A 25031-nucleotide genomic window follows, 5' to 3' on the forward strand; every position below is an offset into this window, starting at 1 on the left:
TTTAACCTTAGTAGTTAAGTCTAGGGACTTTTCGTTACATATAATCAGTGTCTGCTTATATAATGGCAACCTCTAATAACTGAGGTTTTGCCCGTTTCATTTTGCGTTTCTATGATTTTTTCGGAAAATCCACAGTTTTTATCTTGGTGAACGCACAAAGACCAAAATAACCACTGTATCTTGCTTTTTTGGGGATATTTCCCCCAAAAGGGCAGACTTACCCCTTGGCAAACTCACCTCGCTTTAAAATTTCATACCGACAAATGTTATACACCAGATTTGTCAGCCCTATATTGAATATCGCACGGTCTATGCCGATGGAACGCACAGTGATGCCCTTCATGGAGCCTGTCATAAATCCAAAAACGTGTTCTACCCTGGCTCTAATTTTGGATTTTTGGCGGTTGTTTTCCTTTTGCTCTGGGGTCAGTGGGTGATTGCGATAGCCTTTTTCATTGATTCGAGTTTCTACTGTTTCAGGAAGATTTGCTAGCAATTCTTCCCCTGTATAGGCACTATCTGCGTATAAAACAGCATCTTCTTCTGTGATTAACTCGGCGAGGGCTTGACTATCGTGGACGTTGGCGCTGGTGACGGTGTAGCCGGTAATGATTTTGCTGTCGGCATCCACTTTTACGTGGTCTTTATAGCCATAATGCCGCTCGTTATTTTTCTTTGTCCAGCGGGCATCCGTATCTTTTTGGCTCAATTTGTGAGCATTTTCAGGCTTTTCCCATTCTTCTGGTACCTTGCCCTCTTTGATGGTTGCATTCTCATCTCGATGATTTCTTTGGCGAGGTGCATCCACGAAAGTTGCGTCTACAATCGTACCTTCACGAGTGATAATGCCTGCATCTAACAGCATTTTATTGAAATGATGGAACAATTTATCCATTACGTTAGCCTTCATCAGCGTGTCACGAAACAGCCAAATGGTTTTGGAATCGGGCACTCTGTCCCCCAGCCCCAAGCCCAAAAAGCGCATAAAACTCATGCGGTCATTGATTTGAAACTCCATTTGGTCATCGCTGAGATTGTAAAGACGTTGCAAAATCAATATTTTAAGCATCAAAATCAGGTCATAGGGCGGACGCCCACCAAGTCCTTTGTGTTCTTTTTTGGTAGCTTTTTTCAAAATTGGGCGAAACTGCTCCCAGTTGATAACTGTGTTCAATCGAACCAACGAATCGCCCAGTTTGCTCAACTTTTCCAATCTGTTTTCTTCACTAAAAAATCCAATTTGCATGTTCGTCACCGCCCTTTTTTCTTATGTCCATTATACTACAGATTTTGCCAAATTGATAGCGGGTTTTTAGAGATTGCCTAGAGATTGTAACTCTTTGAGGGAATATCCGGTTTCTGCAACAGGGCGGTCAATGACCACTAAGGTTGCATGGCAAGCTTTGGCGGCTTGCACCTTTTCCCAGAACCCACCTACTCCACCGCTGACCTTGGTCACCAGCAATTTGGCATCATATTGGGTCAGCAAAGCTTCATTCAACTGCTGGGAAAAGGGGCCTGTCATGCACAAAATATGGCCAACAGGAAAGCCAAAAGACAAACACCGCTCCAAAGAGTCCATGGTGGGCAATACACGTGGATATGTCCGCTCCACCAGTCCTTCCACAGAAAAAGGTTCCAATTCTTTGCTACCTGTGGTGAGCAAAATGCTACCAGAAAGGCCAGCGCACACTTGCGCTGCCTGGGCAATGCTATTGGTGTGAATCCAATCTCCTTCTGGCGCACCGTCTCGTAACAAGCGAAAATAGGGCAACTTCATGGTTGCAACGGCCTCTTGGATGCACGCTGTCACCACCACTGCATAGGGGTGGGTGGCATCCACCACATGGGTGTATCCTTGGGACATGAGCGCTTCCATTTCCTGACGGTTCATCCGTCCTACACGGACATCCACCTCTTGCGACAAGAGGGAGCCACCGTATTGCGTGGCCACGCAAATGGTGGTTGCAATGCCACGTGATGCCAGCCATTCCCCGAACAACCGACCCTCTGTGGTGCCACCAAACAAGAGCACCTTCATCTCAAGTCCCTCGTTGCATGTAGCCACGTGGGGTGACCATTTTGCCACCCAAATTCACCGTGGAACGATTGCCAATGAACACGGTGGTGAACATATCCACTTGGGTGTCTCGCAAGGCAGAGAGGGTGGTCACAATGCCATTTTCCCCTTCACGACCAATATTGCGTACAATGCCACACACCGTGTCACCAGATTTGGTTTGCAAGAGCACATCGCAGGCTTTTTGCAAATAATCGCCACGGCTTTTACTGGAAGGATTATACAGCGCAATGGAAAAATCTCCCTTGGCGGCACAGTCCAAACGACGGACAATCAACTCCCAGGGCGTGAGCAAATCGGACAAGGAAATCACGGCAAAATCATGGGTCAAGGGCGCACCTAGCACCGCCGCACCGCCACAGGCCGCCGTGATGCCAGCCACCACTTCAATTTCGATGGGGTCATATTCCTGCGCCACTTCGTAAACCAATGCCGCCATGCCGTAAACCCCAGAATCCCCAGAGCAAACCACCGCCACGGACTTGCCTTTGAGGGTTTCTTCCACCGCCCAACGACAGCGATCCACCTCACGGCGCATGGGCGTGCTCCCCAACTCTTTGTGGGAAAATTCCCCTCGAATTAAGTCAATATAGGCAGTATAGCCCACAATCATATCACAATCTTCCAGTGCCTGGCGGGCATGGCCTGTCAAATCCAGCCCTGCACCAGGCCCCAGGCCAACCACAGTCAATTTCATGGTATCATCCTCTCTGCCACCGCCACGGTGACACCGTTTTTCGCCCATTTGGATCGCACCAGCGTGCCCCCAGCCAACACGGCGGCACGTTCACACACATTGTCAACCCCTGTCACCGATGCCACAAAGGCCGAGGGGGTAAAGTCTCCTGGAACAGCTTGCAATTGCTCCGCTGTAAAGGTCATAAACTTCACATCAAGTTCTTCACAAAAAGCCAGAAGACCTGGTTCTTTTGCTTTCAAATCGATGGATGCCACCTGAAAAACCCCTCGCAAATCCCAGTCGCCCAAGGCTTCTTTCACCGCTTGGACAATGGCTTCTTTGGAGGTGTCACGGCGACAACCGATGCCCAAGGTCAAGGATTTGGGCAGCAGTGGCAGTGTCTGGGGAAAGGGGGATGCGCCAGGTTTGGCACTGACCCAGATCCCAATCGGTTCTTGTTTTTCCGTCAAACCAACGGGGCAATCCACACCACAATCGGTGGCAAAACCCACTGGATTTCCCTCTAATAAGGTTGCGGACACCACCTTGGCCATGGTGCGATCGCCAATGACCAAGCCCTGTTTTTTCGCCCACACATCTACAGCAAACAGCCCATTGACATCAGTGGCGGTGGAAATCACTGCCTGTCCACCCACTATGGACGCCACTTGCACCGCCAGCTCATTGCCACCCCCCACATGACCTGAAAGAAGGGAGATGACAAAGCGTCCTTGTTCGTCTAGAGACAGCACAGCGGGATCCAGAAATTTATCTTTCACATGGGGTGCGATGGCACGAACTGCAATGCCTGTGGCGCCCACAAAAATCAAATAATCCGCTTCTTCCCAGTGCGTGCCGACCCATTTTTCCAGCCGTGAATAGGGTGCTTCACCCAAATCATCTGCCAAGCGTGGTGGCACATGCAAGGTGGTGCCTTCCAATCCATCCGCCAATTTGCGCCCTAACAGGGCACCTTTGGCGGTGAAGGCGATGATGGCTGTGGTCATTTGCTGGCCTCACGGTAACCATGGGTGAATGTGGGGTCGTATAATTTAGACCGTTCGTAATCATTGCCCAAAAAATTACCCACTGTAATCAAAGCTGTCTTGGTAATGTGATTTTCCTTGGCAGTTTTGGCCAAAGTGCCCACGGTGCAGCGGAAGACTTTTTCCTCTGGCCAGGTGGCTTTATAGACAATGGCGGCTGGGGTATTTGCATTATATGCCCCTGCCATCAGCTCTTGTTCCACCTGTTCCAGCAATCCTGTGGACAAAAACAGCACCATGGTACATCCATGGGATGCCATTTTACGCAATTCTTCCCCAGCAGGGACAGGGGTGCGCCCTGCCATGCGGGTGATGATTACGGATTGTGATACCTGGGGCAAAGTATACTCTGCGTTGAGGGCAGCGGCGGCACCAGAGAAGGCAGACACCCCAGGGGTGACGCTGTAAGGCAGTTCCAGCTTGTCCAATTCGTCCATTTGCTCACGAATGGCACCGAACAAAGCAGGGTCGCCAGTGTGCAAACGGACGGTGGTTTGCCCCTTGGCCTCTGTATTGGCCATGACGTGAATCACATCTTCCATGGTCATGCCAGCACTGTCATAAACAAGACAATCGGCTTTTTTGTACCCCAACACATCAGGGTTCACCAGGGAACCAGCATAAATAATCACGTCGGCTTCTCCCAACAATTTGGCACCTCGCACCGTAATCAAATCCACGGCCCCAGGACCTGCACCAATAAAATGAATCATATACGCTCCTCTTTCTGGTGGCGGACAATCAACCCATCCGCCCCTTCACTTTTTCCTAAAATCCCATGCTGATTGGAGAACACCACCACTTCTATGGCCAAATCATCGCCTGCTCTCCGCTTTAAATTTGTCTCTATCTCGTGGACAATTCCATTTACAACTGGTTGCAAAATGCCAGCTTTTTCCAATAATTCCACCGCTTCATCGGTGGTGATGGCATGAAACAGTGCCTGCAACAACGCACCATCGCCTCCACAGAGGGCACCGTGGGTCACCAGCACTTCCCTGCGCCCATCAGCCACTTTGGAATGGGTGTTGAAAATCCCAGCCGCCACTTTGATGAGCTTTCCCAAATGTCCCACCAGAAGCACCGATTCGAAGCCAACCATGGCGCAATAATCCAAGGTGACACCCAGAAAGTTGCTACAACTGGCACCATGGGTCATGTCTAGCCCCAATGTCATATTACAGAAATTGGCACCATAGTTACCTGGTGTGAGCACAATGTGCCGTGCCCCCGTGGCATACAGCATGTCCAATTCGATATTTTGTGACGCAATCAGCGCCTCTTCACTCATGGGACGGACAATGCCACTGGTGCCTAAAATGGAGATACCCCCCACAATGCCCAAACGAGGATTGAAGGTCTTTTTTGCCAATTTTTCCCCTTCTGGCACAGAAATCACCGTTTTCAACCCCTGGATGGTGTTTGTTTTTTCAAGTGCCCATTCCAGTTGCTGGCCAATCATCCGCCGTGGCACAGAGTTGATGGCGGCCTGCCCGATATCTTGGTCAAGCCCTGCCCTGGTGATGCGCCCCACACCAAATCCGCCATCAATGACAATATCAGGTGCATCCAACACTTCCACCCTGGCGAAAATCAAGGTGCCATGGGTCACATCGGGGTCATCACCCCCATCTTTTACCACGGCGCAACTGGCCCAACCCACACCATGGGTGCAGTGAAGCAGTTCCAGTGTAACCACAATGCCAGCAGGGGTCTCTAAGGTAATGGCACCTGGCCAGGTGCCTGTGACCAAAAATTCTGCCGCACCTCGACTGGCGGCGGCGGCGCAGGTGCCTGTGGTGTACCCACAGCGCAATCGGTTGCGCCCCACATGGATATAGTGTTCCAATTGCACTCATTCACCCCCCAAAAAACGCAAAAAACCTTCCCCGGTGGGAAGGTTTTTCCAGTGCAGAATCCATCCCCATGTCCCACCTAGACTTAAGGCCGCCATTGGGAACAAGTATCTGGCTTGTGGGTTTGCACCCACTTACAGTAGAGGTAAGACTGCGACGGATTTGCACCGCACTTCCTTACTTCCCAATGAGTTTATATGTCGTTAACAGTATTGTAACATATAAATCTTATTTTGAAAAGGGATAATTCCCATCTCTATGGGTAATATTTTGCCACTTTTCCAGCTGCCATTATTGTTCGCTACTTTTGGGGTCATGAATCAATGCGTAGGCCTGTCGGGCGATGTCAGGCACCAAGCTGTAAACAAGCATCAAGTCCCCATTTTTCATGGCCAGGGTTTTGGGTGTGACTGGGATATAGGTCAGGTCGGTGTCCTCCCATTTTTTGGGGAGTTCATCCACGGCGCAAGCCCAGGCCGCCGCATCCAGGGCTTCTTTTGGAGACAGGGCAGTATATTCCTTTTTCACATCGTTGACCTTGCTGATGCTGGCCAAAATCCCCATGAGTCCAGCGCCCATTGCCCCCAAACCGAACATGCGCATGGAGCCATTGTCCCACAGCAGGGCACAGACCAAAGCCCCCACCACCAGCATGGCACCAAAAATCACCAACAATTTACGCAATCTGGCACTGGGATGAAGCAAAGAGGTAAGCTTTTCTTGGGCACAAGTCTGGCAGATGGAAATAGTTTCAAACTCACGCAGGGTTTGAATTCGCTGACCTTGACCGATATCACGCAGAATCAAAGTTTGCACCGTGAGGGCACGGAAGGTGTAATCCTTGGTGGATTGTTTACAATGGGCACAATTTGCCATGGTGAGAGTTCTCCTTTTAAGATGTTTGAAAAGGCGCCACCAGTTTTGGTGGCGCCTTTTCAAGAATTTGAGATTAGAGCAAGCCACCCATGAAGGAGAGCATCAAGCTACCGATGACCAGAATCACAGCACCGCCCAGACGGGAGGAGATTTGTGCGAAGGGCATGAGCTCCATGCGGTCGCCAGCAGACAGCACGGCCACGTCGCCAGTACCACCCATGTTGGCCATGCAAAGACCAGCAGTGATGGCCGCTTCCACAGGGTAGAAGCCCACGAACTTGCCCACCACACCAGCGCCGATGACAGCGCCGATGCAGGTCAGGAAGCACAGTAGCAAATAGGTCAGGCTGAAGGATGCGACCACCACATCCAAGCTCAGGTAGCAGAAACCGATGCCAACCATCAGTGCGCCAGTGAGGTTCTTCATGACAAATTGGAACCATTGGAAGCAGGCGATTTCCACGAATTCAGGCAGGAGGTTGAAAATTTTGCAAACAGCCACAGAGATAATCATCCAAGCGTAAGCATGGATGCTGACAGCGGGCACCAGGAAGTCCCACACCATGGCCAGGATATAGCCCCAAGCGAAGAAGGTGCAGGCAGTGAACATGCCGATACCCAGGTTAGTGACATCGATTTTATCACGCTTTGCTTGCATTTCAGGGCTGATTTCCAAGTCGGAGGTATCATTGCTACCTGCGACCATCAGTTGACCTTGACCATTCCAATTTTTGTCAACAATCAGTTTGACCAGCAAGCCAGCGATGATGATGGAAGTTGCATTACCGATGGCCACCGCAGGGTTCATGATGGAGATGGCCTCTTCTGCGCTCATGGTGCCAGTGGATTCGAAAATCTTAGACAGGGGCACAGCGCCAGCGCCCATACCACCACCCATGATGGGCAGAGCGATGAGGAGCAGAGCCTTGATGGCACCAAAGCCAGTGATGACACCGCCCAGAGCAGCCAAGCCAAAGGAGACAATCAATGCACCAAAAATGGCAGGGAAGTAACGAGCGGCAGCTTTCACCAACAGGTTGCGGTTCATACCCAGGATGGAACCAGTGATCAAAGCGGCGATGTAGAAGTCCAAGAAGGCACCCGTGGGTTTGAAGAAGGTTTCGATGTTGGCCATCAGACTACCAACCACTTCTTCGGGGAAGACGTTAAAGTATTCCAGCAGAGCAGAGCCGAAGATGACCACGATGGCGCCACCGCCCAGATAAGACTTGATGAAGGGGGTGCGGTCACCGATTTCTTGGAAAATGGTGCCCAGAACAATCATGAATGCGAAGCAACCAGTCATACCAGAGGGCAGAACACCAAGAAATGTGGCGGCCAGCACCACAGCAGAGAAGATGGCAAAATATTGCCAGGGCATGTTGAACAGCTTGTAGGGAGTCTTTTCCAGGGTTTGGGGATTTTTAGACATAATCAATTCCTCCTAAAAAAATTTTTTGAAACACACACGTTTCAAGACTCGCAAATTTTAAAGGTGCCCTATTAGATCCGTGCCACGCCAGAAGCGATGGCGGCAGCAGCCACGGCTTTTGCCACAGCAGGACCCACACGGGGATCAAATGCCTTGGGAATGATGTACTCAGCGGAGAGTTCGTCGTCAGAAATCAGCTCTGCCAAAGCAGAAGCGGCGGCGATTTTCATCTCTTCGTTGATGTCGCTGGCACGGACATCGAAGGTGCCACGGAAAATACCGGGGAAAGCCAGCACGTTGTTGATTTGGTTGGGATAGTCAGAGCGACCAGTGGCCATGACAGCGGCACCGCCAGCCTTGGCATCTTCGGGGAAGATTTCAGGGGTGGGGTTGGCGCATGCAAACAAAATGGGGTCTTTGGCCATGGTTTTCACCATTTCAGTGGTAACGGTGTTGGGCGCAGACACACCCACGAACACATCAGCACCCACCAGCATATCAGCCACAGAACCAGCTTTTTTCTCCAGGTTGGTGACTTGTGCCATCTCTTCTTTGATCCAGTTCAGCTTTTCACGGCCTGCATACACAGCGCCAGTGCGATCACACATGGTGATGTGCTTGTAGCCAGCGGAGAGGAGGAGTTTGATGATGGAAATGGCGGCGGCACCTGCGCCAGACACCACAATTTTCACATCTTCTTTCTTCTTGCCAACCACTTTGAGGGCATTGTTCATGCCAGCCAAGGTGATGACAGCGGTACCGTGTTGGTCATCGTGGAAGATGGGGATATCGCACTTTTCTTTGAGTTTGCGTTCAATTTCAAAGCAGCGGGGTGCGGCAATGTCTTCCAGGTTCACGCCACCAAAGCTACCAGAGAGCAGGTATACAGTGTTGACGATTTCGTCCACATCTTTGCTCTTGATGCAAAGGGGGAATGCATCCACATTGGCAAAGGCCTTAAAAAGCACACATTTGCCTTCCATGACAGGCATGCCAGCTTCGGGGCCAATGTCACCCAGCCCCAGCACTGCAGACCCATCGGTGATGACGGCGCAGAGATTGTGGCGACGGGTGTATTCATAGGACTTAGAAATATCAGCTTGAATGGCCAAGCAGGGTTCTGCCACGCCAGGGGTATAAGCCAGGGACAGGTCGTCCTTGGTGCTCACAGGCACCGTGGCCACCACTTCGATTTTGCCTTTCCATTCACCATGGAGTTTGAGTGATTCTTTTGCGTAATCCATACTTTGAAAGTCTCCTTAATTTTAACTCATAAGGCAACCTCTAATAACTGAGGTTTTGCCCGTTTCATTTTGCGTTTCTATGATTTTTTCGGAAAATCCACAGTTTTTATCTTGGTGAACGCACAAAGACCAAAATAACCACTGTATCTTGCTTTTTTGGGGGATATTTCCCCCAAAAGGGCAGACTTACCCCTTGGCAAACTCACCTCGCTTTAAAATTTCATACCGACAAATGTTATACACCAGATTTGTCAGCCCTATATTGAATATCGCACGGTCTATGCCGATGGAACGCACAGTGATGCCCTTCATGGAGCCTGTCATAAATCCAAAAACGTGTTCTACCCTGGCTCTAATTTTGGATTTTTGGCGGTTGTTTTCCTTTTGCTCTGGGGTCAGTGGGTGATTGCGATAGCCTTTTTCATTGATTCGAGTTTCTACTGTTTCAGGAAGATTTGCTAGCAATTCTTCCCCTGTATAGGCACTATCTGCGTATAAAACAGCATCTTCTTCTGTGATTAACTCGGCGAGGGCTTGACTATCGTGGACGTTGGCGCTGGTGACGGTGTAGCCGGTAATGATTTTGCTGTCGGCATCCACTTTTACGTGGTCTTTATAGCCATAATGCCGCTCGTTATTTTTCTTTGTCCAGCGGGCATCCGTATCTTTTTGGCTCAATTTGTGAGCATTTTCAGGCTTTTCCCATTCTTCTGGTACCTTGCCCTCTTTGATGGTTGCATTCTCATCTCGATGATTTCTTTGGCGAGGTGCATCCACGAAAGTTGCGTCTACAATCGTACCTTCACGAGTGATAATGCCTGCATCTAACAGCATTTTATTGAAATGATGGAACAATTTATCCATTACGTTAGCCTTCATCAGCGTGTCACGAAACAGCCAAATGGTTTTGGAATCGGGCACTCTGTCCCCCAGCCCCAAGCCCAAAAAGCGCATAAAACTCATGCGGTCATTGATTTGAAACTCCATTTGGTCATCGCTGAGATTGTAAAGACGTTGCAAAATCAATATTTTAAGCATCAAAATCAGGTCATAGGGCGGACGCCCACCAAGTCCTTTGTGTTCTTTTTTGGTAGCTTTTTTCAAAATTGGGCGAAACTGCTCCCAGTTGATAACTGTGTTCAATCGAACCAACGAATCGCCCAGTTTGCTCAACTTTTCCAATCTGTTTTCTTCACTAAAAAATCCAATTTGCATGTTCGTCACCGCCCTTTTTTCTTATGTCCATTATACTACAGATTTTGCCAAATTGATAGCGGGTTTTTAGAGATTGCCTAATTTTAATTCCTAGGATTTTTCAGAGCAGCTTGAGCGGCTGCTAGGCGTGCGATGGGTACACGGTAGGGAGAGCAGGAGACGTAATCCAGACCAGTGTTGTGGCAGAATTCCACGCTGGAGGGGTCGCCGCCGTGTTCGCCGCAGATGCCCAGCTTCAATTCGGGACGGGTTTGACGACCCAGCTTTGCAGCCATTTGCACCAGCTTGCCCACCCCGTTTTGATCCAAACGAGCAAATGGGTCAGATTCGTAAATCTTAGAGGTGTAGTATGCATCCAAGAACTTGCCAGCATCGTCACGGCTGAAGCCGAAGGTCATTTGGGTCAAGTCGTTGGTGCCGAAGGAGAAGAATTGTGCTTCGGTGGCCACTTCATCAGCGGTCAGAGCGGCACGGGGGATTTCGATCATGGTACCCACCATGTAAGCCATGTCAGAGCCAGCTTCTGCGATAATAGCATCAGCGGTTTTCACCACAACAGCCTTCACATAGGCCAATTCCTTCACTTCGCCAACCAGAGGAATCATGATTTCTGGCACGATTTTCCAGTCGGGGTGTTTTTTGTTGATGTTCAAAGCAGCCTTGATGACAGCCTTGGTTTGCATGACAGCAATTTCAGGATAGGTGACGGTCAAACGGCAACCGCGGTGACCCATCATGGGGTTGAATTCGTGCAAACCATCGATGATGGCCTTCACGTCTGCCAGAGACTTGCCAGTGTCTTCTGCCAACTTGGCAATGTCGTCTTCAGCGGTGGGAACAAACTCATGCAGAGGGGGATCCAAGAAGCGAACGGTCATGGGATAGCCGTCCAGAGCTTCGTACATGGCTTCAAAGTCGCCTTGTTGCATGGGTTCCAGTTTAGCCAGAGCTTTTTCGCGGCCTTCCACAGTGTCAGAGCAAATCATTTCACGGATGGCAGGGATGCGGTCAGCTTCAAAGAACATATGCTCGGTACGGCACAGGCCAATGCCTTCAGCGCCAAAGCTACGAGCTTGCTTGGTATCACGGGGGTTATCAGCGTTGGTGCGGACTTTCAGTTGACGATACTTGTCAGCCCAGCCCATCAAACGACCGAAGTTGCCAGTCATGGCGGCTTCTTCAGTGGCAATGGCTTCGCCATAGATGTTACCAGTAGAGCCGTCCAAGCTCATCCAGTCGCCTTCAGAATAGGTGCGACCAGCCAGGGTGAATTGCTTGGCTTCTTCATTCATCTTGATTTCGCCACAGCCAGAAACACAGCAGGTACCCATACCACGAGCCACAACAGCTGCGTGAGAGGTCATGCCGCCACGGACGGTCAACACGCCTTGAGCGGCTGCCATGCCTTCGATGTCTTCGGGAGAGGTTTCCAAGCGAACCAACACAACTTTTTCGCCCTTAGCTGCCCATTCCTTGGCATCTTCAGCGGTGAACACCACGCGACCACAAGCGGCGCCGGGAGATGCTGCCAAAGCAGTTGCCACGGGAGTAGCGGCTTTCAAAGCGGCGGGGTTGAATTGGGGGTGAAGCAGAGCATCCAATTGCTTGGGGTCGATCATAGCCATGGCTTCCTTGTCGGAGAGCATGCCTTCGTCAACCATGTCGCAGGAAATTTGCAAAGCGGCGGCGGCAGTACGCTTGCCGTTACGGGTTTGCAGCATGTAGAGCTTCTTATTTTCGATGGTGAATTCCATGTCTTGCATATCGCGATAGTGGTGTTCCAGCTTGTCGCAGATGGCCACAAATTCGTCGTATGCAGAAGGCATCACGTCTTTCAATTGGTCGATGGTTTGAGGGGTACGTACACCAGCCACCACGTCTTCGCCTTGGGCGTTCATCAAGAATTCGCCAAACAGCTTCTTCTCGCCAGTGGCAGGGTTACGGGTGAAGGCCACGCCAGTACCAGAGGTGTCGCCCAAGTTACCAAACACCATTTCTTGCACGTTAACAGCAGTGCCCCAAGAGCCGGGGATGTCGTTCATACGGCGATAGATAACAGCGCGGGGGTTGTCCCAAGAGCGGAACACAGCCTTGATGGCGCCCATGAGTTGTTCTTTGGGATCGGTGGGGAATTCTTCGCCCAGCATTTTCTTGTATTCAGCCTTGAATTGGGTGGCCAAGGTCTTTAGGTCGTCGGCAGTCAAATCGGTATCCAAGTGGATGCCTTTTTCTTCCTTCATGGCGTCGATGAGGACTTCGAAATACTTCTTGCCCACTTCCATAACCACGTCAGAGTACATTTGAATGAAACGGCGATAGCAGTCGTAAGCCCAGCGAGCGTTGCCAGACTTGGCGGCGATGACGTCCACCACTTCTTCGTTCAAGCCCAGATTCAAGATGGTGTCCATCATGCCAGGCATGGAAGCACGAGAGCCAGAGCGGACGGAAACCAGCAAGGGGTTTTCTTGGTCGCCAAATTTCTTGCCAGTGATTTCTTCCATTTTGACGATATATTCCATAATTTCAGCTTGGATGCTGTCGTTAATCATTTCGCCGTCAGCATAGTATTGGGTACAAGCTTCAGTGGTGATGGTGAAGCCTTGGGGCACAGGCATACCCAGGTTGGTCATTTCAGCCAAGTTGGCGCCTTTACCGCCTAGCAGTTCCTTCATGGAACCGTTGCCTTCGCTAAAGAGATAGACAAATTTGTTGCTCATAAGAATCCTCCGTAAATTGTTCACACATTTTTTTGCTCTTGCTGCCATGACGGTGAAAATTTAGTAAAGATTCACAGACTTGGCGAGGGAAAAAGCTTAACACTTATATTATACGCGAAAAAAATCAAAAAACAATGTGAAAATTGGATAAGAATCCCTGTGATTTTTTGGCATTTTGCCTGAATGCTGTATAATTTTACCAGAAATAAAGAAGGCGTAGAGGAATTTTAAAAAACCATAGGATTTTTCTTTCCTTTTGTAGTGAAAAGTGGTATTATAGATAGGATTATTAGCTTTGCGAAAGGGAGTGCCCATGTCGTTGTTTCCTCAAGCCCAACTCAACGCTGCCCAGCAGTGGATTGTCCACAGTGCCCACGGAGGCACCTTGCCCCATAGTTTGTTGCTTTGGGGACAGGGGGATTTGCGCACCATCGCCCAATTTGCCGCGGCGGCTTATCAATGTGAAGGCACGCCAAGGCCTTGCGGCAAGTGCAATCCTTGCCAAAAAATGGAAAATGGCATTCATCCAGATGTGATGGTGGTGGAAGACAGCGCCCATAAAATGATTGCCGTGGACGTGGTGCGTCAACTGCGCCAAAGTGCCTTTGTGATGCCCAATGAGGGTCAACGAAAAGTGTACATCTTTCCAGACGCATCTCTTTTGACACCACAAGACCAAAATGTGCTTTTAAAGCTGGTGGAAGAAGGCCCCCGTTATTGCGCCTTTGTGTTCTGCGTAGAAAACGCCAGCCAAGTGCTCCAAACCTTGCGCTCTCGCTGTGTTAGCCTATACGCTGGGCAAGATGATGTGGCGCAGGTGCCCCCCTGTGACATGGGGGTGGCGCTTTGTCAAGCCCTGCTTGGCAAAAAAGGAGCCATTACTACTTGGGCTGTGAAAGCCGAAGGGCAAAAGCCCTCGCGCCAAGAGTTAGAGCAGATTTTGCAAGATGGACGACAACTGTGCATCCAAGCCTTGGCGGCAGTGCAGACCCAACGAAGTGCGTCCAACCCTGTGGCGCAAGCCATGGCGCAAGGGCTCGGTGCCCAGCGTTTAAGCAAGCATATTCATACCCTACAACTGTATTACAACCAATGCGCCTATAACATCGGCGTAAGCCATACGTTAGGTGCATTGGCCATTGAACTGGAGGAAAATCCGTGATTGAAGTCATCAGCGTCCGTTTTAGAGGCGGATGCAAAACCTATTATTTCGACCCCCAAGGCATCCAAGCCCAAATGGGGGACAACGTGGTGGTGCAAACAGCCCAAGGGCTGGAGTTTGCCACCTGTACCCAAGGCAACCATGACGTGCCAGAGACGGCCATCGTCAAAGAACTGTCCCCTGTGCTACGGATGGCCAACGAACAAGACCGTAAAGTGGTAGAGGCCAACCGCAAAAAAGAAAGCGAAGCCTTTGACATCTGCGAGAAGAAAATTTTGCAACATAAGCTGGATATGAAACTGGTGAACGTGTCTGCCAGTTTTGACGGTAGCAAAGTGATTTTCTTCTTCACCGCAGACGGGCGTGTAGACTTCCGTGAATTGGTGCGTGATTTGGCAAGCGTGTTCCGCGCCCGCATTGAACTGCGTCAAATTGGTGTCCGTGATGAGGCCAAAATGATTGGCGGTTTGGGCATTTGCGGTCGTCCTTTCTGCTGTTCCACCTTCTTGGAAGGCTTTGTGCCTGTGTCCATTAAAATGGCAAAAACCCAAAGCCTCAGCCTGAACCCTGCCAAAATTTCTGGCACCTGTGGGCGGCTGATGTGCTGTTTGAAATACGAACAAAACGCCTATGAAGACGCCATGAAGCGGATGCCCAAGGCGGAATCCTTTGTCATGACCCCCGATGGGACAGGCAATGTGAAATCCGTGGATTTGCTTCGCGAAAAGGTGAAGGTGTCCCTTGACCAAGTGAAAGAAGCCCCTCGCCCCTATCGCAACAGTGAAATCGAAGTGCTTCGCAATGGCAAGGGGAGCCGTGATGGCATTGAAATCCCCACCAAACGCCCTGAACGCTATGTGGAAGAGAATTCTTTTGGTGGCCGTGAAGTGGGCACCTTGGGTCGCCCATTCTATATGAACCAACCCATGACTGCCTTGGAATCTGGCTTTGCTGCCCAAGATCAAGAGGATGATCGTCCCCGTCGCAACCGTAACCGTGGGGATGGCAATCGTCGTCGTAAAGATCCCAATCGTCAACTGCAAGGGGATAAAAAGCCAGCCAAGCCTGTGGACAAGAAGTCGGCGGATAAAAAACCAGCTGATAAAAAGCCACAAGGAGACAAGCCCCAACAAGGGCAAAAACAAGCCGCTGGTCAAAAGCCAAACCAGAACCAAAAGCCCAACCAAAACCAGAACCAAAACCAAAACCGCAACCGTAACCGTAACCGCAACCGTCCACAAGGACCAAAGAGCGATGGTGCACCCAAGACGGATAAGGTGGATAAAGTGGACACCAAGCCCCAAACCCAGCCCAAGACTGAAGGGGATGTGGCCAAACCCAAAACCAACCGTCGCCCACGGTACCGCGGGCCTCGTAAACCGAAAAACCCTTCCACACCAGCTACCTAAAAGGAGATTCCTATGGGACGATTTGATGGCGTGCTCTTGATGAGCGATTTTGATAATACCTTGGTCTTTACGGCCGATGCACTGACAGCTGGTAAGGATGTGCCACCTCTGCACCCCAAAAACCAAGCTGCCTTGGCAGAGTTTGTGGCAGAGGGTGGACAGTTTGGCGTTGCCACAGGGCGCGCGTTGGCTGCTTTTATGTGCTATGTTTCAGACTTGCCCATCAATGTGCCTTGTGTCACGGCCAATGGTGGTGGGCTGTATGATTTTAAAACCCAGCAATACCTTTATGCTGTGACCTTGCCAGAGATTGCCGCGGTTCATGGGCAGGAGATTATCGATGCGTTCCCCCGTGTGGCGGTGGAAGCCTACCCCAATTCTCAGCATATTTATGTGGTGCAGCGCAACCATGTTACCGACCAACATGAGGTGCTGACGCAGGTCAAGTGCATCGATGAACCCGACCTGTCTCAAGTGCCACAACCTTTGGCAAAACTGTTGTTTACAGGGTTTCATGAAGATTTGCTGGCCATCAAGGACTTTTTGACCACAAAACCATGGGCTGAGGAGTATGAATTGATTTTCTCTGGGGAACATTTGCTGGAAATGACCAGCAAAGAAGCCAGCAAAGGGGCTATGGTCACCCGTTTGGCAGACTATTTGGGCATTGATATGGCCCATGTGTACTGTGCTGGCGATGAGGCCAACGATATGTCTATGCTGCAAATTGCCGCCCAAGGCTTTGCACCAGAAAACGCCATTCCAGCAGTGAAAGCGCTAGATGTGGTGCCAGTGTGCCACGCCAAAGATGGCGCCATTGCCCAAGTGGTGGCACGGCTGAAAGAGCGCTATCCAGCATAAATTAAATGGAAAATGGAGCTGGAGGGGTGGAAATGAAATTGCCCTATGGGCAATGAAATAGTGCTACGCACAATGAAATGTGGCTTTGCCACATGAAATAAACTCCCCCATTGTCCGCAGACAATTCACTTCCCCGAAGGGGGAGTTCATTAAAAAAAGAGACTGCCTAAGCAGTCTCTTTTTTCATGGATATAGTGGCCAAAAAAGATGCACAATCTTCAAGTCTGCAATATCTGGGGGAGCTCGAGGGGTTACACCCCTCGAATAAAATCAATTTGTCCTCACCGAAATCGCAACCGTTCTCCGTCCCATACCTTTTCACTCTTCACTATTACTTATTACGTTCAAAAAATCCTGTACAACGTAGTGAAAAGTGAAGAGTGAAAAAGTAATAAGTAAAAAATCCGAAGTAGATAAATCTACTTCGGATTTTTTGGATAGAGTGGCCAAAAAAGATGCACTCATTTTTCAATCTTGCGCTCTGGTAATTGCTTGAAAATTTTCACTTTGTTACTGTGAGTCACAAAAATTGACCTACAGTTTATTTACAGTTTATAGAATTACTGATATAGTTAAAGTTACAAAACGAATTGTGCTAAAATTATATGGGAGGGCTGACGATATGGATAAGTTAACAGTTGCTACAGGGATGTGTCTGCAAAAGCATCGTTTGGAGCAGGGATTATCTGCGGAAGAAATTGGCACACTCATCGGGGAGTCTGCAACCTACGTGGAACACATTGAGCGAGGTGAAACTGCCATCACCGTTGCGCTATTATCCAAGTTTTCAACAGCCCTTAATATAAGCATTGCACTTCTTTTCTTAGAGATAGAGAGCCCAGAAGTAGCAGAAAAAAACTATCTATTGCGTTGCTATAAGGAACTCATAAAAGTCAATTCTGCTGGACAAAAATCCCTCTACAAGTGGATGTATAAACTTATAAATTCTGGGAAAGAAGCGGATGTGGAGGAAGACCCCCAATTCGATATATGGTAAGTTTCCTGCGGCTGGCATTCACTCAAAAGATAATTGAATACGTAAAAAAGGGCTAGGCCACCAGCACGTTATCCGTACTGGTGGTCTAGCCTATTGCTATTTACCGAGCCATATTTTTCTTCTGGGGCTTGGACTTCTGGATAGGTTCCTCTCGACACACCTCGAAGCGATCCACATTCAGAACCAACGACAAGGTTCGTCCGTTATCCCATTTCATCACGGCCTGTGCCAAGTCATCAACAAAAACAATGGTTCCCATGGTGCCAGATGGCACAGCTTGAGGGTCGCTCATGGAGAGGAGTCGGACTCTGGTGCCGGCTGGGTAGGTGTCTTTGTAATACTTCACTTCTTCTCTGGATGGTACATTATACATAGTTAGGTTGCTCCTTTGAATTTTATTCTCACCGTCTCGCTGTCCTGCACTGTGATCTGCTGGATGGCTTGACGGATGAGATCGTCGCTGTACTGGGTTTCGGGTTGTAGGGATTGCACCCAGTGGGCAATCTGCGCCACACGGCTCTCTACGCTGGGCTGTGTGTGGCGTTTGGGGGCTAGGCTGTCCAGCTGTGTCTGGAGGACTTTTTTCTCCTCTGCAAGGCTCTGCATTTGGGCGGACAGGTCGGGGTTGTCCATGTCCTCTAGCACCATCTCCAGCAGGATTGCCTGTCGGTTGGTAATCTCCAGCAGTCTATCTTGTAGCTGCTCACAGCCGTCATCCCCCTGCCCACTCACCACTTGGGTGATGTGATCCAGCAGGGTCGGCAGGACTTCTTGTTGTGTGCTGGCGAAGTCGTGAAGCTGTTCCATGATGAGGCTGTGGAGTTTCTCCTCCTCCATGGTGGGCGAGTGCTGACAGAATTTCGTTCCGTTTTCTAGTCGAGAGGTGCATCGCCAGACGATGCGTTTGGTACCATTTCTGCTCCATGTCACTCTGCGGTAGGGCGAACCACACTCACCACAGACTAGCAGTTCAGATAGGGCATATTTGCTTGAATATTTCCCCTGCTCGGTGATGGTGTTCTCCATGGTTTTTCGCTTGGAGTTCCGCCGTGCCAGTTCCTCCTGCACTCTGGCATAGATGTCCCGTGGCACGATGGCGGCGTGATGATTCTCCACGTAGTACATGGGTCGCTCCCCTTGATTTTTTATGACCTTCTTGCTGATAGGGTCTTGGGTGAAGGTCTTTTGCAGGAGGGCATCACCGATGTATTTTTCGTTGGCGAGGATGTTCTGGATGGCTTGATGTCCCCAGTTGAGGGTACCCTTTTTGGTAGGGCGTTCTGTTGCTATTAGCTCAGTTTTTAGTGTGGCGATACTGGCTCCTTCGAGGTAACGGCGGTAGATGTAGCGAACGGTCTCCGCTTCCTCTGGGATGATTTCGATGGTGCCGTCGTCATTTTTTTGATAGCCCAGTAGCTTGGGGAAGGTAAACTCTCCCGATTCCATCCGTTTCCGCTTACCCCAGAGGACATTCTGACTGAGGGACTCGCTTTCCGCTTGGGCGAAGCCACTGAACAGGGTGATGAGGAACTCGCTACTCTCGGTCAGCGTATTGATATTTTCCTTTTCAAAGATAACCCCGATGCTGTTGGCTTTCAGTGTGCGCACTGTCGCCAGACAGTCCACCGTATTACGGGCAAATCGGGAGAGGGATTTTGTGAGAATGAGATTGATACGACCACGCTTGCAAGCGGCAATCATGCGGTTGAACTCTTTTCGCTTTTTCAGCCCAGTGCCAGAGATACCTTCATCGGCGTAAATGCCAGCCATCTCCCAGTCTGGGTTGGCTTCAATTTTCTCAGTGTAGTAGCTCTTTTGGGCTTCGTAGCTAGTAAGTTGCTCGTCGCTGTCGGTGGACACTCGGCAGTAGGCCGCCACTCGTAGCTTTTTGGTTTGGGTGGTGCCTGTGGCAGTCTGTTGGGCGGCTGGTATCATCCGCACTCGGCGCTCCGTGGTCTGCATCATGTTCTCACTCCTGTCTATTTAAGCATTGGTATCGGATGGAAATCCCCTGCAATATGAGGTCGATTACCTCATTGGGGTTGTCTGGGTGATCCAGTCCGTGATTGATTTGATTGTTGTTGCGGAGGACTGTTGCTGTGGGGGTGTAAGTGTAGGTTGATGGTGTTATGGGCAGTTTTGTGGGGCTGGACTTTTCAGCGCTGGCGCCCTTGCTCCCTTTGCCACCAATGATGCACTGCACCATGCGGAAGGTTTTCTCTGGGATGATGGGAGGGTAGCCGTCCTGCCCAGTGTACCGTGGGTTTTCAAGCAGTCGTTTTACCTTGTGCTTGTTCCAGAGGGGGTTGTCCATCCAGTAGGAGATGCCCTCGCTGTTGAGCCGATTGGTAATGGTCAGATAGGAACTACCCTCGCAGTACCAATCGTATATGTTCTTCACCGTTTCTGATTCGGAGGCTACAGTTGTGAAGGTGCCGTTCTGGATGGTGTAGCCGTACAGGGTTTTCCGATTGCTCATGGCGCTACCTCCTCAGCCAGTATGATGCCACCGTAGAGGTGGAAAGTCATGTTGCCATGTTGGTCAATGGTGATTTGCTCCACCAGTTCCTCGAAGAGTGGTTCGTCCAGTTCTTCCATGTGGTCTGGCCCTTGCTCTAGGATGGCGATGGTTTGCTGAATGGCGTCCACTCGTTCCTCGATATCCTCATTCTCAATAACTCGTCTCCGTTGATGGCGCAGGGTGGTCATTTGGGCTTGGAGGGCGGTGCGTTTGGCGAGGGTAGCTTCTGCATCGAGGAGCCCTGCCGTCTGTAGCTTTTGGATTTTATGCTGTTGCTCGGCAGTCTGGGCGATGGCGGTGTTGATTTCGAGGAGTTGTGGATTGTTCCGCTGTAGGGCAGTTTGTAGTTCCTCCAGTTGTCGCAGGGCTGGTGGGAAGATGTCTGCATGGTTGGATTTTAGCTTGTTGTACAAGGTGATGAAGGTACGGAAAATCTCTGGCTCTGGGGTGCGCCCTACGGGGCAGTTGGCTGCCTTTTGGTCGTGAGTGCGACACACCCAGTAGGTATCTCCCTTTGGGGAGACCCTACGTTTGAACAATGTTCCGCAGTGTGCGCATCTAACTTTTAAGGACAGCAGGGTTTTGGCGTGTGCGGTGGAGGTACGTTGTCCTTTTCGTTTTATCAGTGCCTGCACCTTCTCGAAGGTCTCTCGGTCAATGATGGCTGGATGGGTGTCCTCGATGTAGTATTGCGCAACTTCCCCACTGTTTCGTTTTTTTACAAAGGGAAAATCTGTGGTATATCGTTTTTGACACAGAGCATCTCCAACGTATTTTTCGTTACTTAGAATGAGCTGAATGGTAGAGATTTGCCACCGATAGTTTCCGTCCATCGTTGCTACACCCAGTGCAGACATCCAAGTAGCAATATCTTCTAGGCTAATTCCATCAAGATATTTTTTAAACATCCCTTGCACCAGCACAGCCTGTTCTGGAACAATCTCCATCTGGCTACATCCTATCAGCCGATACCCAAAGGGTGCCTTGCAAGTGATAAACTCCCCACGCTCCATCCGTCGGCGGTAGCTCAGTCGTTGATTTTGCGAGATGGACACTGACTCCTGCTGTGCCAGAGCGCCAGAAACGCTCACCATCAGTTCTGTGGTGAGCGTTCCAGTGTCGATATTCTCTTTTTCAAATTTAACTGTGACACCCAGTGTCGCCAGCTCTCGGAGGGCGGACAGGCAGTCCTTGGTATTTCGTGCGAAGCGAGAGAGGGATTTTACCAGAAGTCGATCCACCCGACCCTTTCGGCAGTCGGACATCATCCTCTGAAATTCTTCTCGTCCTTCTAGCTTGGTGCCAGTGATGCCTTCGTCGGCATAGATGTCCACCAGTTCCCAATCGGCTTGACTGGTGATAATCTGGGTGTAGGCTTTAATCTGGGTGGCATAGGAGTTAAGTTGGTCAGCAGAGTCGGAGCTAACACGGCAGTAGGCCGCCACTCGTAGCTTGTCTCGATTTGTTTTGATGGCGTCAATTTTGGTGACGGTTTTCTGCAACATGGTCGCTCCTCCTTCCTAATTTCTGACCACAACACTACCACAGAAGTGATGGAATAGCTATGACAATTCCCAGACACTTCGGATGGCATAGTGGCTTCTGGTGAGGGTGGAAACCTTGTCCACCTCCTCCTCGCTCAGTAGCCCTGCGTCCTGCAATTTGGCTAGGATTTGCAGGGCTATCTGGCATTGTAGTTTGCGGTTGGTTTCGCTCATAGCCGTTCCTCCTCGAAGTAGCCGTCCTCCTTGGTGCGACGAAGAAAGGCTTCGATTTGCCAATCTTGGTCGGTGACTGGGATGTCTGGCAGGGCGGTCAATACCTCGTGATGGTATCGTCCTTCTGCGGTGGCTCGTTCATCCAAGATAGCCACTACACAGGTGTCCGACTCGGTGCGGATGGCTCGTCCAAATCCTTGGCGCAGTTTCATCTGCATTTCGGGAATCACTGCTGATTGGATGAACTCCTGCAAGGTGGGGTACTGCTCCTTCTCACGCTCCTTGAGGGCATCTGGGAATGGGAACGGTAGCCGTGGGATAATGAGCAGTGACACGCAGTCACCGGGGAAATCCATCCCCTCCCATGCAGAGCCAGTGGCAAATAGGACAGCACCGGGGGTGGCTCGGAATTGATCCAAGGTGTGCCCACCATTTCGACCCAGTGCAAACAATGGATAAGGGGGCTTTTTTGCTTTGAGGGCGTGGTATGTGCCAGCCATAGCGGAGTAAGATGTAAACAGCACCAGAGCATGACCATGACTAAGCTGTATCAGCTCCTCAATCTGGTCACTGAGCTGGGTGATGTAGTCTTTGGCAATTAAACTGATAGGCTCCTCTGAAATGTACAGCATACAGTTTTCACCGTAGTCGAAGGGGGAAGGAGAAATGGACTCCACCACACGCTGATTGTCGGTCAATCCGACAAGGCTCTGAAAGTGAGAAAAATCGTCACCCACAGCCAGTGTGCCAGAGGTCAAAACCATAGGTTGATAGCGTTGCCAGAAAATATCGTCTAACTGGTCACCCAGATTCAGCGAAGTGGCACAGAGGACGGTGATGCCCTCCTCCTTGGTGCTGTAGTAGAGAATGTTGTCCGAGTTGCGCACAAGCAGAGACACTGCTTCCAAAAGAAAAGAAATCTTTCGTGCAGTGGTGACTGAGGTGGTGCGCTTCATCTCTCCCTCGCAGTGGTTGAGAACACGGTGGGGACGAATGAGCATGGTTTGGTAGACCTCAAATTCAAATAATCCCGTCTGATCCAGTAAATCCAGCAGAGGGGTGAATAAGCGGTTGATTTCATCTGCCCAACGGACACAGCGGTCATACCGCAGGGTGCGTACCAATGCTCTAATGTCGCTACCAGATAGTTGTACTCGAAGCATCTGCCGTGCTGTTTCGGGGAGTTTGTGGGCTTCGTCCAAAATGGCGGTACAGTATCGAGGAAGGATGGGACGACGACCCCAGCTGTGATGGAGTCCGTCTGCCAGCAATAAATTATGGTTGCAGATTTGGAAGTGGAAGTCATTAGATTGCGCCCGCTCCAAGAACAGACGATAGCGACAGATTTGCTTGTCGCAGTGACATTCTTTCGGTACGCCAATCTGCGCTCGTTCAAAGGCAGGGAGTGTGGGGAGGCTACTCATATCCAGATTATGTTCTAGGGTTTGAAGGGTCTCCAGTGTAGCAGGATGTTTCTTTTTGTGATTGAGGAAAGCCAGTCGATTTTCCAGTCGCTCATCGCAGACGTAATGACTCTTTCCTTTGCGGATGATGGATTCTAATGGTGCTTGTTCTAAGCCATCTGCAATTAAGACTTGGGATAACAAGGGTAGATAATCTTGGGCGATGGCAGTTTGTAGGGCGATGCTGGCGGTTGAAATAACAATGGGCAACTGGGGTAACTGCAATGCTTTGCGATAGCGATGGAAAGCGATGCCAGCCACCAAGTAGGCGTAGGTTTTTCCGCTTCCAGTACCTGCGTCGCACAGTGCAATTTCATCTCCCAGCATAGCCCCAAGCATAGTATGGCTTAGAAGCACTTGTGCAGGACGTAATGCCAGCCCCACACGTGGAAGTAATGTTTCAAAGATGTAGTCGATTTCATCGTGAGCAATTTTTTGTTGTTCCATGATGTTCATGGTATATCTCCAATCGTAAAATATATAAAAAGGGGTTCCATCTATTTGCAACTCGCACCCGATGGATGGGGAACAGTACGGTTAACTTCTGGCAGAAGTATCACGGGCTTTCTGAGGGTCTCTACTGCTTTCAACCCAAAGTCAGCACCACCTATCTCATGCGTAGGCCGTGCGTGGTGTCTCATTGTCTGCTCCCAAATCGTCAATGCGCTGTGGCGTGCCTTGCCACAGTCAACGAGGTAAAATCGCTCGCCCTGCAAGGCTGTCACCACTTGCAGGGGTCTTGGCGCACACTGGTCGAGTGCTCTTAGATGGGGGCGGTTCCCGTACTGCTGGTATAGTGACAGAGACATACGATTCTTGATGCACAATCTGCACCCCATGACTCCCACCATACTGTGCAAAAAATCCAGTTAATACGACAAGTATTGCCTTAGATTTTTTGCTTGTCTGGCGGAAGCCCTGTGGCACATCTTGCACATCAGAACCGTATGCCCCTGTCAAGTTTTCAAGGTGCGAGGAAAAGGGTTCAAGTCCTTTTCACCCTACAACGTACAAAACATGACCGTTTGTGGGGTATCACCCAAAAATAATTTTTGCTTTTTTTCGAATTCCTGTGACAAGGTCTCGCACACTGCTGACATTAATGTTGTTTTGCTCACCATAATCTCGAAGTGTCATCCCACCCAGTAGACAATGTAAGTAAACGTCTAACTGTTTTGGTGTAAGTACAGATTGGAGTTCTTGCTCCAAGGTAAATATCATGTGAGAGTGTTCTGTCTGATTGGTATCTACTGCCCATGCGGAATCCATGTCCTCACCGGCGGACACATAGTCCAGAGACAGCATGGTGGTTCGCTCCACCACCACGCTCTTACCATTTCGCACCCCATACACAGGGATGCCCTCCTGCTCTCGTTGCATCTTCTTAGCTTCGCTACGGAGTAGTCGCATGGTCTCTCTATTGATTTCGCACTGCTCGCCAGTACGTTTTACTCGCATATAGCATTTACCGTCCTCGGTGGTCCAGAGGTCATAATCAAATTCATCGGGTGTTTTCATCACCGTAATCTCCTGTAAATTGAATTTTTGATGTAAAGTCAAAAATTCGGAGACTACGGATATTTCGCTATACAGCACTGCCAATCGTGACAAAATCCGACTTGCAGGGGATGAAAAGCAAAGAAAAAGGCACAACCTCGACAAAATTTGTCAAGGTTGTGCCTTTTTCTACATTTTTCGCAAATAAAAGCGGCGGTAGCTTGAATGCCACCGCCGCTTGAGCTGGAATTATTTGGT

At 50.0% G+C, this 25031-nt stretch carries 22 protein-coding genes and 1 riboswitch; of the genes, 4 read left to right on the plus strand and 18 right to left on the minus strand.

Going from position 1 to position 25031, the window contains the following annotated elements; translation table 11 throughout:
• Nucleotides 1-217: 217 nt before the first annotated feature.
• The 11 genes from RFF05_RS11325 to ppdK form a co-directional block, all read right to left on the minus strand.
• Entirely contained in the window at nt 218-1246 is a 1029-nt protein-coding gene (locus RFF05_RS11325; RefSeq protein ID WP_409967200.1) for an IS5 family transposase, read from the minus strand.
• Between the two features lie 66 nt (nt 1247-1312).
• Entirely contained in the window at nt 1313-2041 is a 729-nt protein-coding gene (gene cobK, locus RFF05_RS11330) for a precorrin-6A reductase (RefSeq protein ID WP_409967201.1), read from the minus strand.
• 1 nt (nt 2042) lies between these two features.
• Nucleotides 2043-2777 (minus strand): precorrin-3B C(17)-methyltransferase, encoded by a 735-nt coding sequence (gene cobJ / locus RFF05_RS11335; RefSeq protein WP_409970110.1) that lies wholly within the window; start codon nt 2775-2777, stop codon nt 2043-2045.
• On the minus strand, nt 2774-3766 hold the full coding sequence (locus RFF05_RS11340; RefSeq protein WP_409967202.1) for a cobalt-precorrin 5A hydrolase: 993 nt from the start codon (nt 3764-3766) through the stop codon (nt 2774-2776). Before RFF05_RS11340 ends, cobJ begins: the two co-directional genes overlap by 4 nt.
• Nucleotides 3763-4518 carry a precorrin-4 C(11)-methyltransferase gene (cobM, locus tag RFF05_RS11345; RefSeq protein WP_409967203.1) on the minus strand — a complete coding sequence of 252 codons (756 nt, stop codon included), beginning with the start codon at nt 4516-4518 and terminating at the stop codon, nt 3763-3765. Before cobM ends, RFF05_RS11340 begins: the two co-directional genes overlap by 4 nt.
• Nucleotides 4515-5660 (minus strand): cobalt-precorrin-5B (C(1))-methyltransferase CbiD, encoded by a 1146-nt coding sequence (gene cbiD / locus RFF05_RS11350; RefSeq protein WP_409967204.1) that lies wholly within the window; start codon nt 5658-5660, stop codon nt 4515-4517. The genes cobM and cbiD overlap by 4 nt, the downstream gene beginning before the upstream one ends.
• An 85-nt stretch (nt 5661-5745) precedes the next feature.
• Nucleotides 5746-5884, minus strand: a riboswitch (cobalamin riboswitch).
• Nucleotides 5885-5952: 68 nt separating this feature from the next.
• Complete coding sequence (locus RFF05_RS11355; protein WP_409967205.1) at nt 5953-6537, minus strand: hypothetical protein; 585 nt, start codon at nt 6535-6537, stop codon at nt 5953-5955.
• 73 nt (nt 6538-6610) lie between these two features.
• A complete protein-coding gene (locus tag RFF05_RS11360) occupies nt 6611-7969 on the minus strand; it encodes a 2-hydroxycarboxylate transporter family protein (protein ID WP_409967206.1) in 1359 nt (452 codons plus the stop codon).
• Between the two features lie 71 nt (nt 7970-8040).
• A complete protein-coding gene (locus RFF05_RS11365; RefSeq protein ID WP_409967207.1) occupies nt 8041-9213 on the minus strand; it encodes an NADP-dependent malic enzyme in 1173 nt (390 codons plus the stop codon).
• A gap of 186 nt (nt 9214-9399) precedes the next feature.
• Complete coding sequence (locus RFF05_RS11370; RefSeq protein WP_409967200.1) at nt 9400-10428, minus strand: IS5 family transposase; 1029 nt, start codon at nt 10426-10428, stop codon at nt 9400-9402.
• 83 nt (nt 10429-10511) lie between these two features.
• Entirely contained in the window at nt 10512-13145 is a 2634-nt protein-coding gene (gene ppdK / locus RFF05_RS11375; protein ID WP_409967208.1) for a pyruvate, phosphate dikinase, read from the minus strand.
• A 313-nt stretch (nt 13146-13458) separates the two neighbouring features.
• On the opposite strand from ppdK, the gene RFF05_RS11380 reads away from it, so the two are divergent.
• From RFF05_RS11380 to RFF05_RS11395, 4 genes are all read left to right on the plus strand, one after another.
• Nucleotides 13459-14307 carry a DNA polymerase III subunit delta' gene (locus RFF05_RS11380; RefSeq protein WP_409967209.1) on the plus strand — a complete coding sequence of 283 codons (849 nt, stop codon included), beginning with the start codon at nt 13459-13461 and terminating at the stop codon, nt 14305-14307.
• A complete protein-coding gene (locus RFF05_RS11385; protein ID WP_409967210.1) occupies nt 14304-15716 on the plus strand; it encodes a stage 0 sporulation family protein in 1413 nt (470 codons plus the stop codon). Before RFF05_RS11380 ends, RFF05_RS11385 begins: the two co-directional genes overlap by 4 nt.
• A gap of 12 nt (nt 15717-15728) precedes the next feature.
• Nucleotides 15729-16577, plus strand: a complete 849-nt coding sequence (locus RFF05_RS11390) for an HAD-IIB family hydrolase (protein ID WP_409967211.1) — start codon at nt 15729-15731, stop codon at nt 16575-16577.
• A gap of 622 nt (nt 16578-17199) precedes the next feature.
• Nucleotides 17200-17574, plus strand: a complete 375-nt coding sequence (locus RFF05_RS11395; protein WP_409967212.1) for a helix-turn-helix domain-containing protein — start codon at nt 17200-17202, stop codon at nt 17572-17574.
• 100 nt (nt 17575-17674) lie between these two features.
• On the opposite strand, the gene RFF05_RS11400 is transcribed toward RFF05_RS11395, so the two are convergent.
• The 7 genes from RFF05_RS11400 to RFF05_RS11430 all read right to left on the minus strand — a co-directional run bounded on the left by RFF05_RS11400 (nt 17675) and on the right by RFF05_RS11430 (nt 24794).
• The gene (locus tag RFF05_RS11400) at nt 17675-17947 is read right to left on the minus strand and encodes a DUF4314 domain-containing protein (RefSeq protein WP_409967213.1); all 273 of its coding nucleotides are present in this window, start codon (nt 17945-17947) and stop codon (nt 17675-17677) included.
• Nucleotides 17948-17949: 2 nt separating this feature from the next.
• A complete protein-coding gene (locus RFF05_RS11405) occupies nt 17950-19539 on the minus strand; it encodes a recombinase family protein (RefSeq protein WP_409967214.1) in 1590 nt (529 codons plus the stop codon).
• A 4-nt stretch (nt 19540-19543) separates the two neighbouring features.
• Entirely contained in the window at nt 19544-20053 is a 510-nt protein-coding gene (locus RFF05_RS11410) for a recombinase family protein (protein WP_409967215.1), read from the minus strand.
• A complete protein-coding gene (locus RFF05_RS11415) occupies nt 20050-21600 on the minus strand; it encodes a recombinase family protein (RefSeq protein WP_409967216.1) in 1551 nt (516 codons plus the stop codon). Before RFF05_RS11415 ends, RFF05_RS11410 begins: the two co-directional genes overlap by 4 nt.
• A 57-nt stretch (nt 21601-21657) precedes the next feature.
• Nucleotides 21658-21813 (minus strand): hypothetical protein, encoded by a 156-nt coding sequence (locus RFF05_RS11420; protein WP_409967217.1) that lies wholly within the window; start codon nt 21811-21813, stop codon nt 21658-21660.
• Complete coding sequence (locus tag RFF05_RS11425) at nt 21810-23723, minus strand: ATP-dependent DNA helicase (RefSeq protein WP_409967218.1); 1914 nt, start codon at nt 23721-23723, stop codon at nt 21810-21812. The genes RFF05_RS11420 and RFF05_RS11425 overlap by 4 nt, the downstream gene beginning before the upstream one ends.
• A 588-nt stretch (nt 23724-24311) precedes the next feature.
• Nucleotides 24312-24794, minus strand: a complete 483-nt coding sequence (locus RFF05_RS11430) for a helix-turn-helix transcriptional regulator (RefSeq protein ID WP_409967219.1) — start codon at nt 24792-24794, stop codon at nt 24312-24314.
• Nucleotides 24795-25031: the final 237 nt, after the last annotated feature.

The sequence above is a fragment of the Bengtsoniella intestinalis genome (assembly GCF_039719005.1).
In the GTDB taxonomy this organism is placed as follows: domain Bacteria; phylum Bacillota; class Clostridia; order Oscillospirales; family Oscillospiraceae; genus Oscillibacter; species Oscillibacter intestinalis.

Bases quoted from the DNA above. Each gene is read 5' to 3' on its own strand.
- RFF05_RS11325 (WP_409967200.1), bottom strand. From the start codon at position 1,246: ATGCAAATTGGATTTTTTAGTGAAGAAAACAGATTGGAAAAGTTGAGC.
- cobK (WP_409967201.1), bottom strand. From the start codon at position 2,041: ATGAAGGTGCTCTTGTTTGGTGGCACCACAGAGGGTCGGTTGTTCGGG.
- cobJ (WP_409970110.1), bottom strand. From the start codon at position 2,777: ATGAAATTGACTGTGGTTGGCCTGGGGCCTGGTGCAGGGCTGGATTTG.
- RFF05_RS11340 (WP_409967202.1), bottom strand. From the start codon at position 3,766: ATGACCACAGCCATCATCGCCTTCACCGCCAAAGGTGCCCTGTTAGGG.
- cobM (WP_409967203.1), bottom strand. From the start codon at position 4,518: ATGATTCATTTTATTGGTGCAGGTCCTGGGGCCGTGGATTTGATTACG.
- RFF05_RS11355 (WP_409967205.1), bottom strand. From the start codon at position 6,537: ATGGCAAATTGTGCCCATTGTAAACAATCCACCAAGGATTACACCTTC.
- RFF05_RS11360 (WP_409967206.1), bottom strand. From the start codon at position 7,969: ATGTCTAAAAATCCCCAAACCCTGGAAAAGACTCCCTACAAGCTGTTC.
- RFF05_RS11365 (WP_409967207.1), bottom strand. From the start codon at position 9,213: ATGGATTACGCAAAAGAATCACTCAAACTCCATGGTGAATGGAAAGGC.
- RFF05_RS11370 (WP_409967200.1), bottom strand. From the start codon at position 10,428: ATGCAAATTGGATTTTTTAGTGAAGAAAACAGATTGGAAAAGTTGAGC.
- ppdK (WP_409967208.1), bottom strand. From the start codon at position 13,145: ATGAGCAACAAATTTGTCTATCTCTTTAGCGAAGGCAACGGTTCCATG.
- RFF05_RS11380 (WP_409967209.1), top strand. From the start codon at position 13,459: ATGTCGTTGTTTCCTCAAGCCCAACTCAACGCTGCCCAGCAGTGGATT.
- RFF05_RS11390 (WP_409967211.1), top strand. From the start codon at position 15,729: ATGGGACGATTTGATGGCGTGCTCTTGATGAGCGATTTTGATAATACC.
- RFF05_RS11395 (WP_409967212.1), top strand. From the start codon at position 17,200: ATGGATAAGTTAACAGTTGCTACAGGGATGTGTCTGCAAAAGCATCGT.
- RFF05_RS11400 (WP_409967213.1), bottom strand. From the start codon at position 17,947: ATGTATAATGTACCATCCAGAGAAGAAGTGAAGTATTACAAAGACACC.
- RFF05_RS11405 (WP_409967214.1), bottom strand. From the start codon at position 19,539: ATGATGCAGACCACGGAGCGCCGAGTGCGGATGATACCAGCCGCCCAA.
- RFF05_RS11410 (WP_409967215.1), bottom strand. From the start codon at position 20,053: ATGAGCAATCGGAAAACCCTGTACGGCTACACCATCCAGAACGGCACC.
- RFF05_RS11415 (WP_409967216.1), bottom strand. From the start codon at position 21,600: ATGTTGCAGAAAACCGTCACCAAAATTGACGCCATCAAAACAAATCGA.
- RFF05_RS11420 (WP_409967217.1), bottom strand. From the start codon at position 21,813: ATGAGCGAAACCAACCGCAAACTACAATGCCAGATAGCCCTGCAAATC.
- RFF05_RS11425 (WP_409967218.1), bottom strand. From the start codon at position 23,723: ATGGAACAACAAAAAATTGCTCACGATGAAATCGACTACATCTTTGAA.
- RFF05_RS11430 (WP_409967219.1), bottom strand. From the start codon at position 24,794: ATGAAAACACCCGATGAATTTGATTATGACCTCTGGACCACCGAGGAC.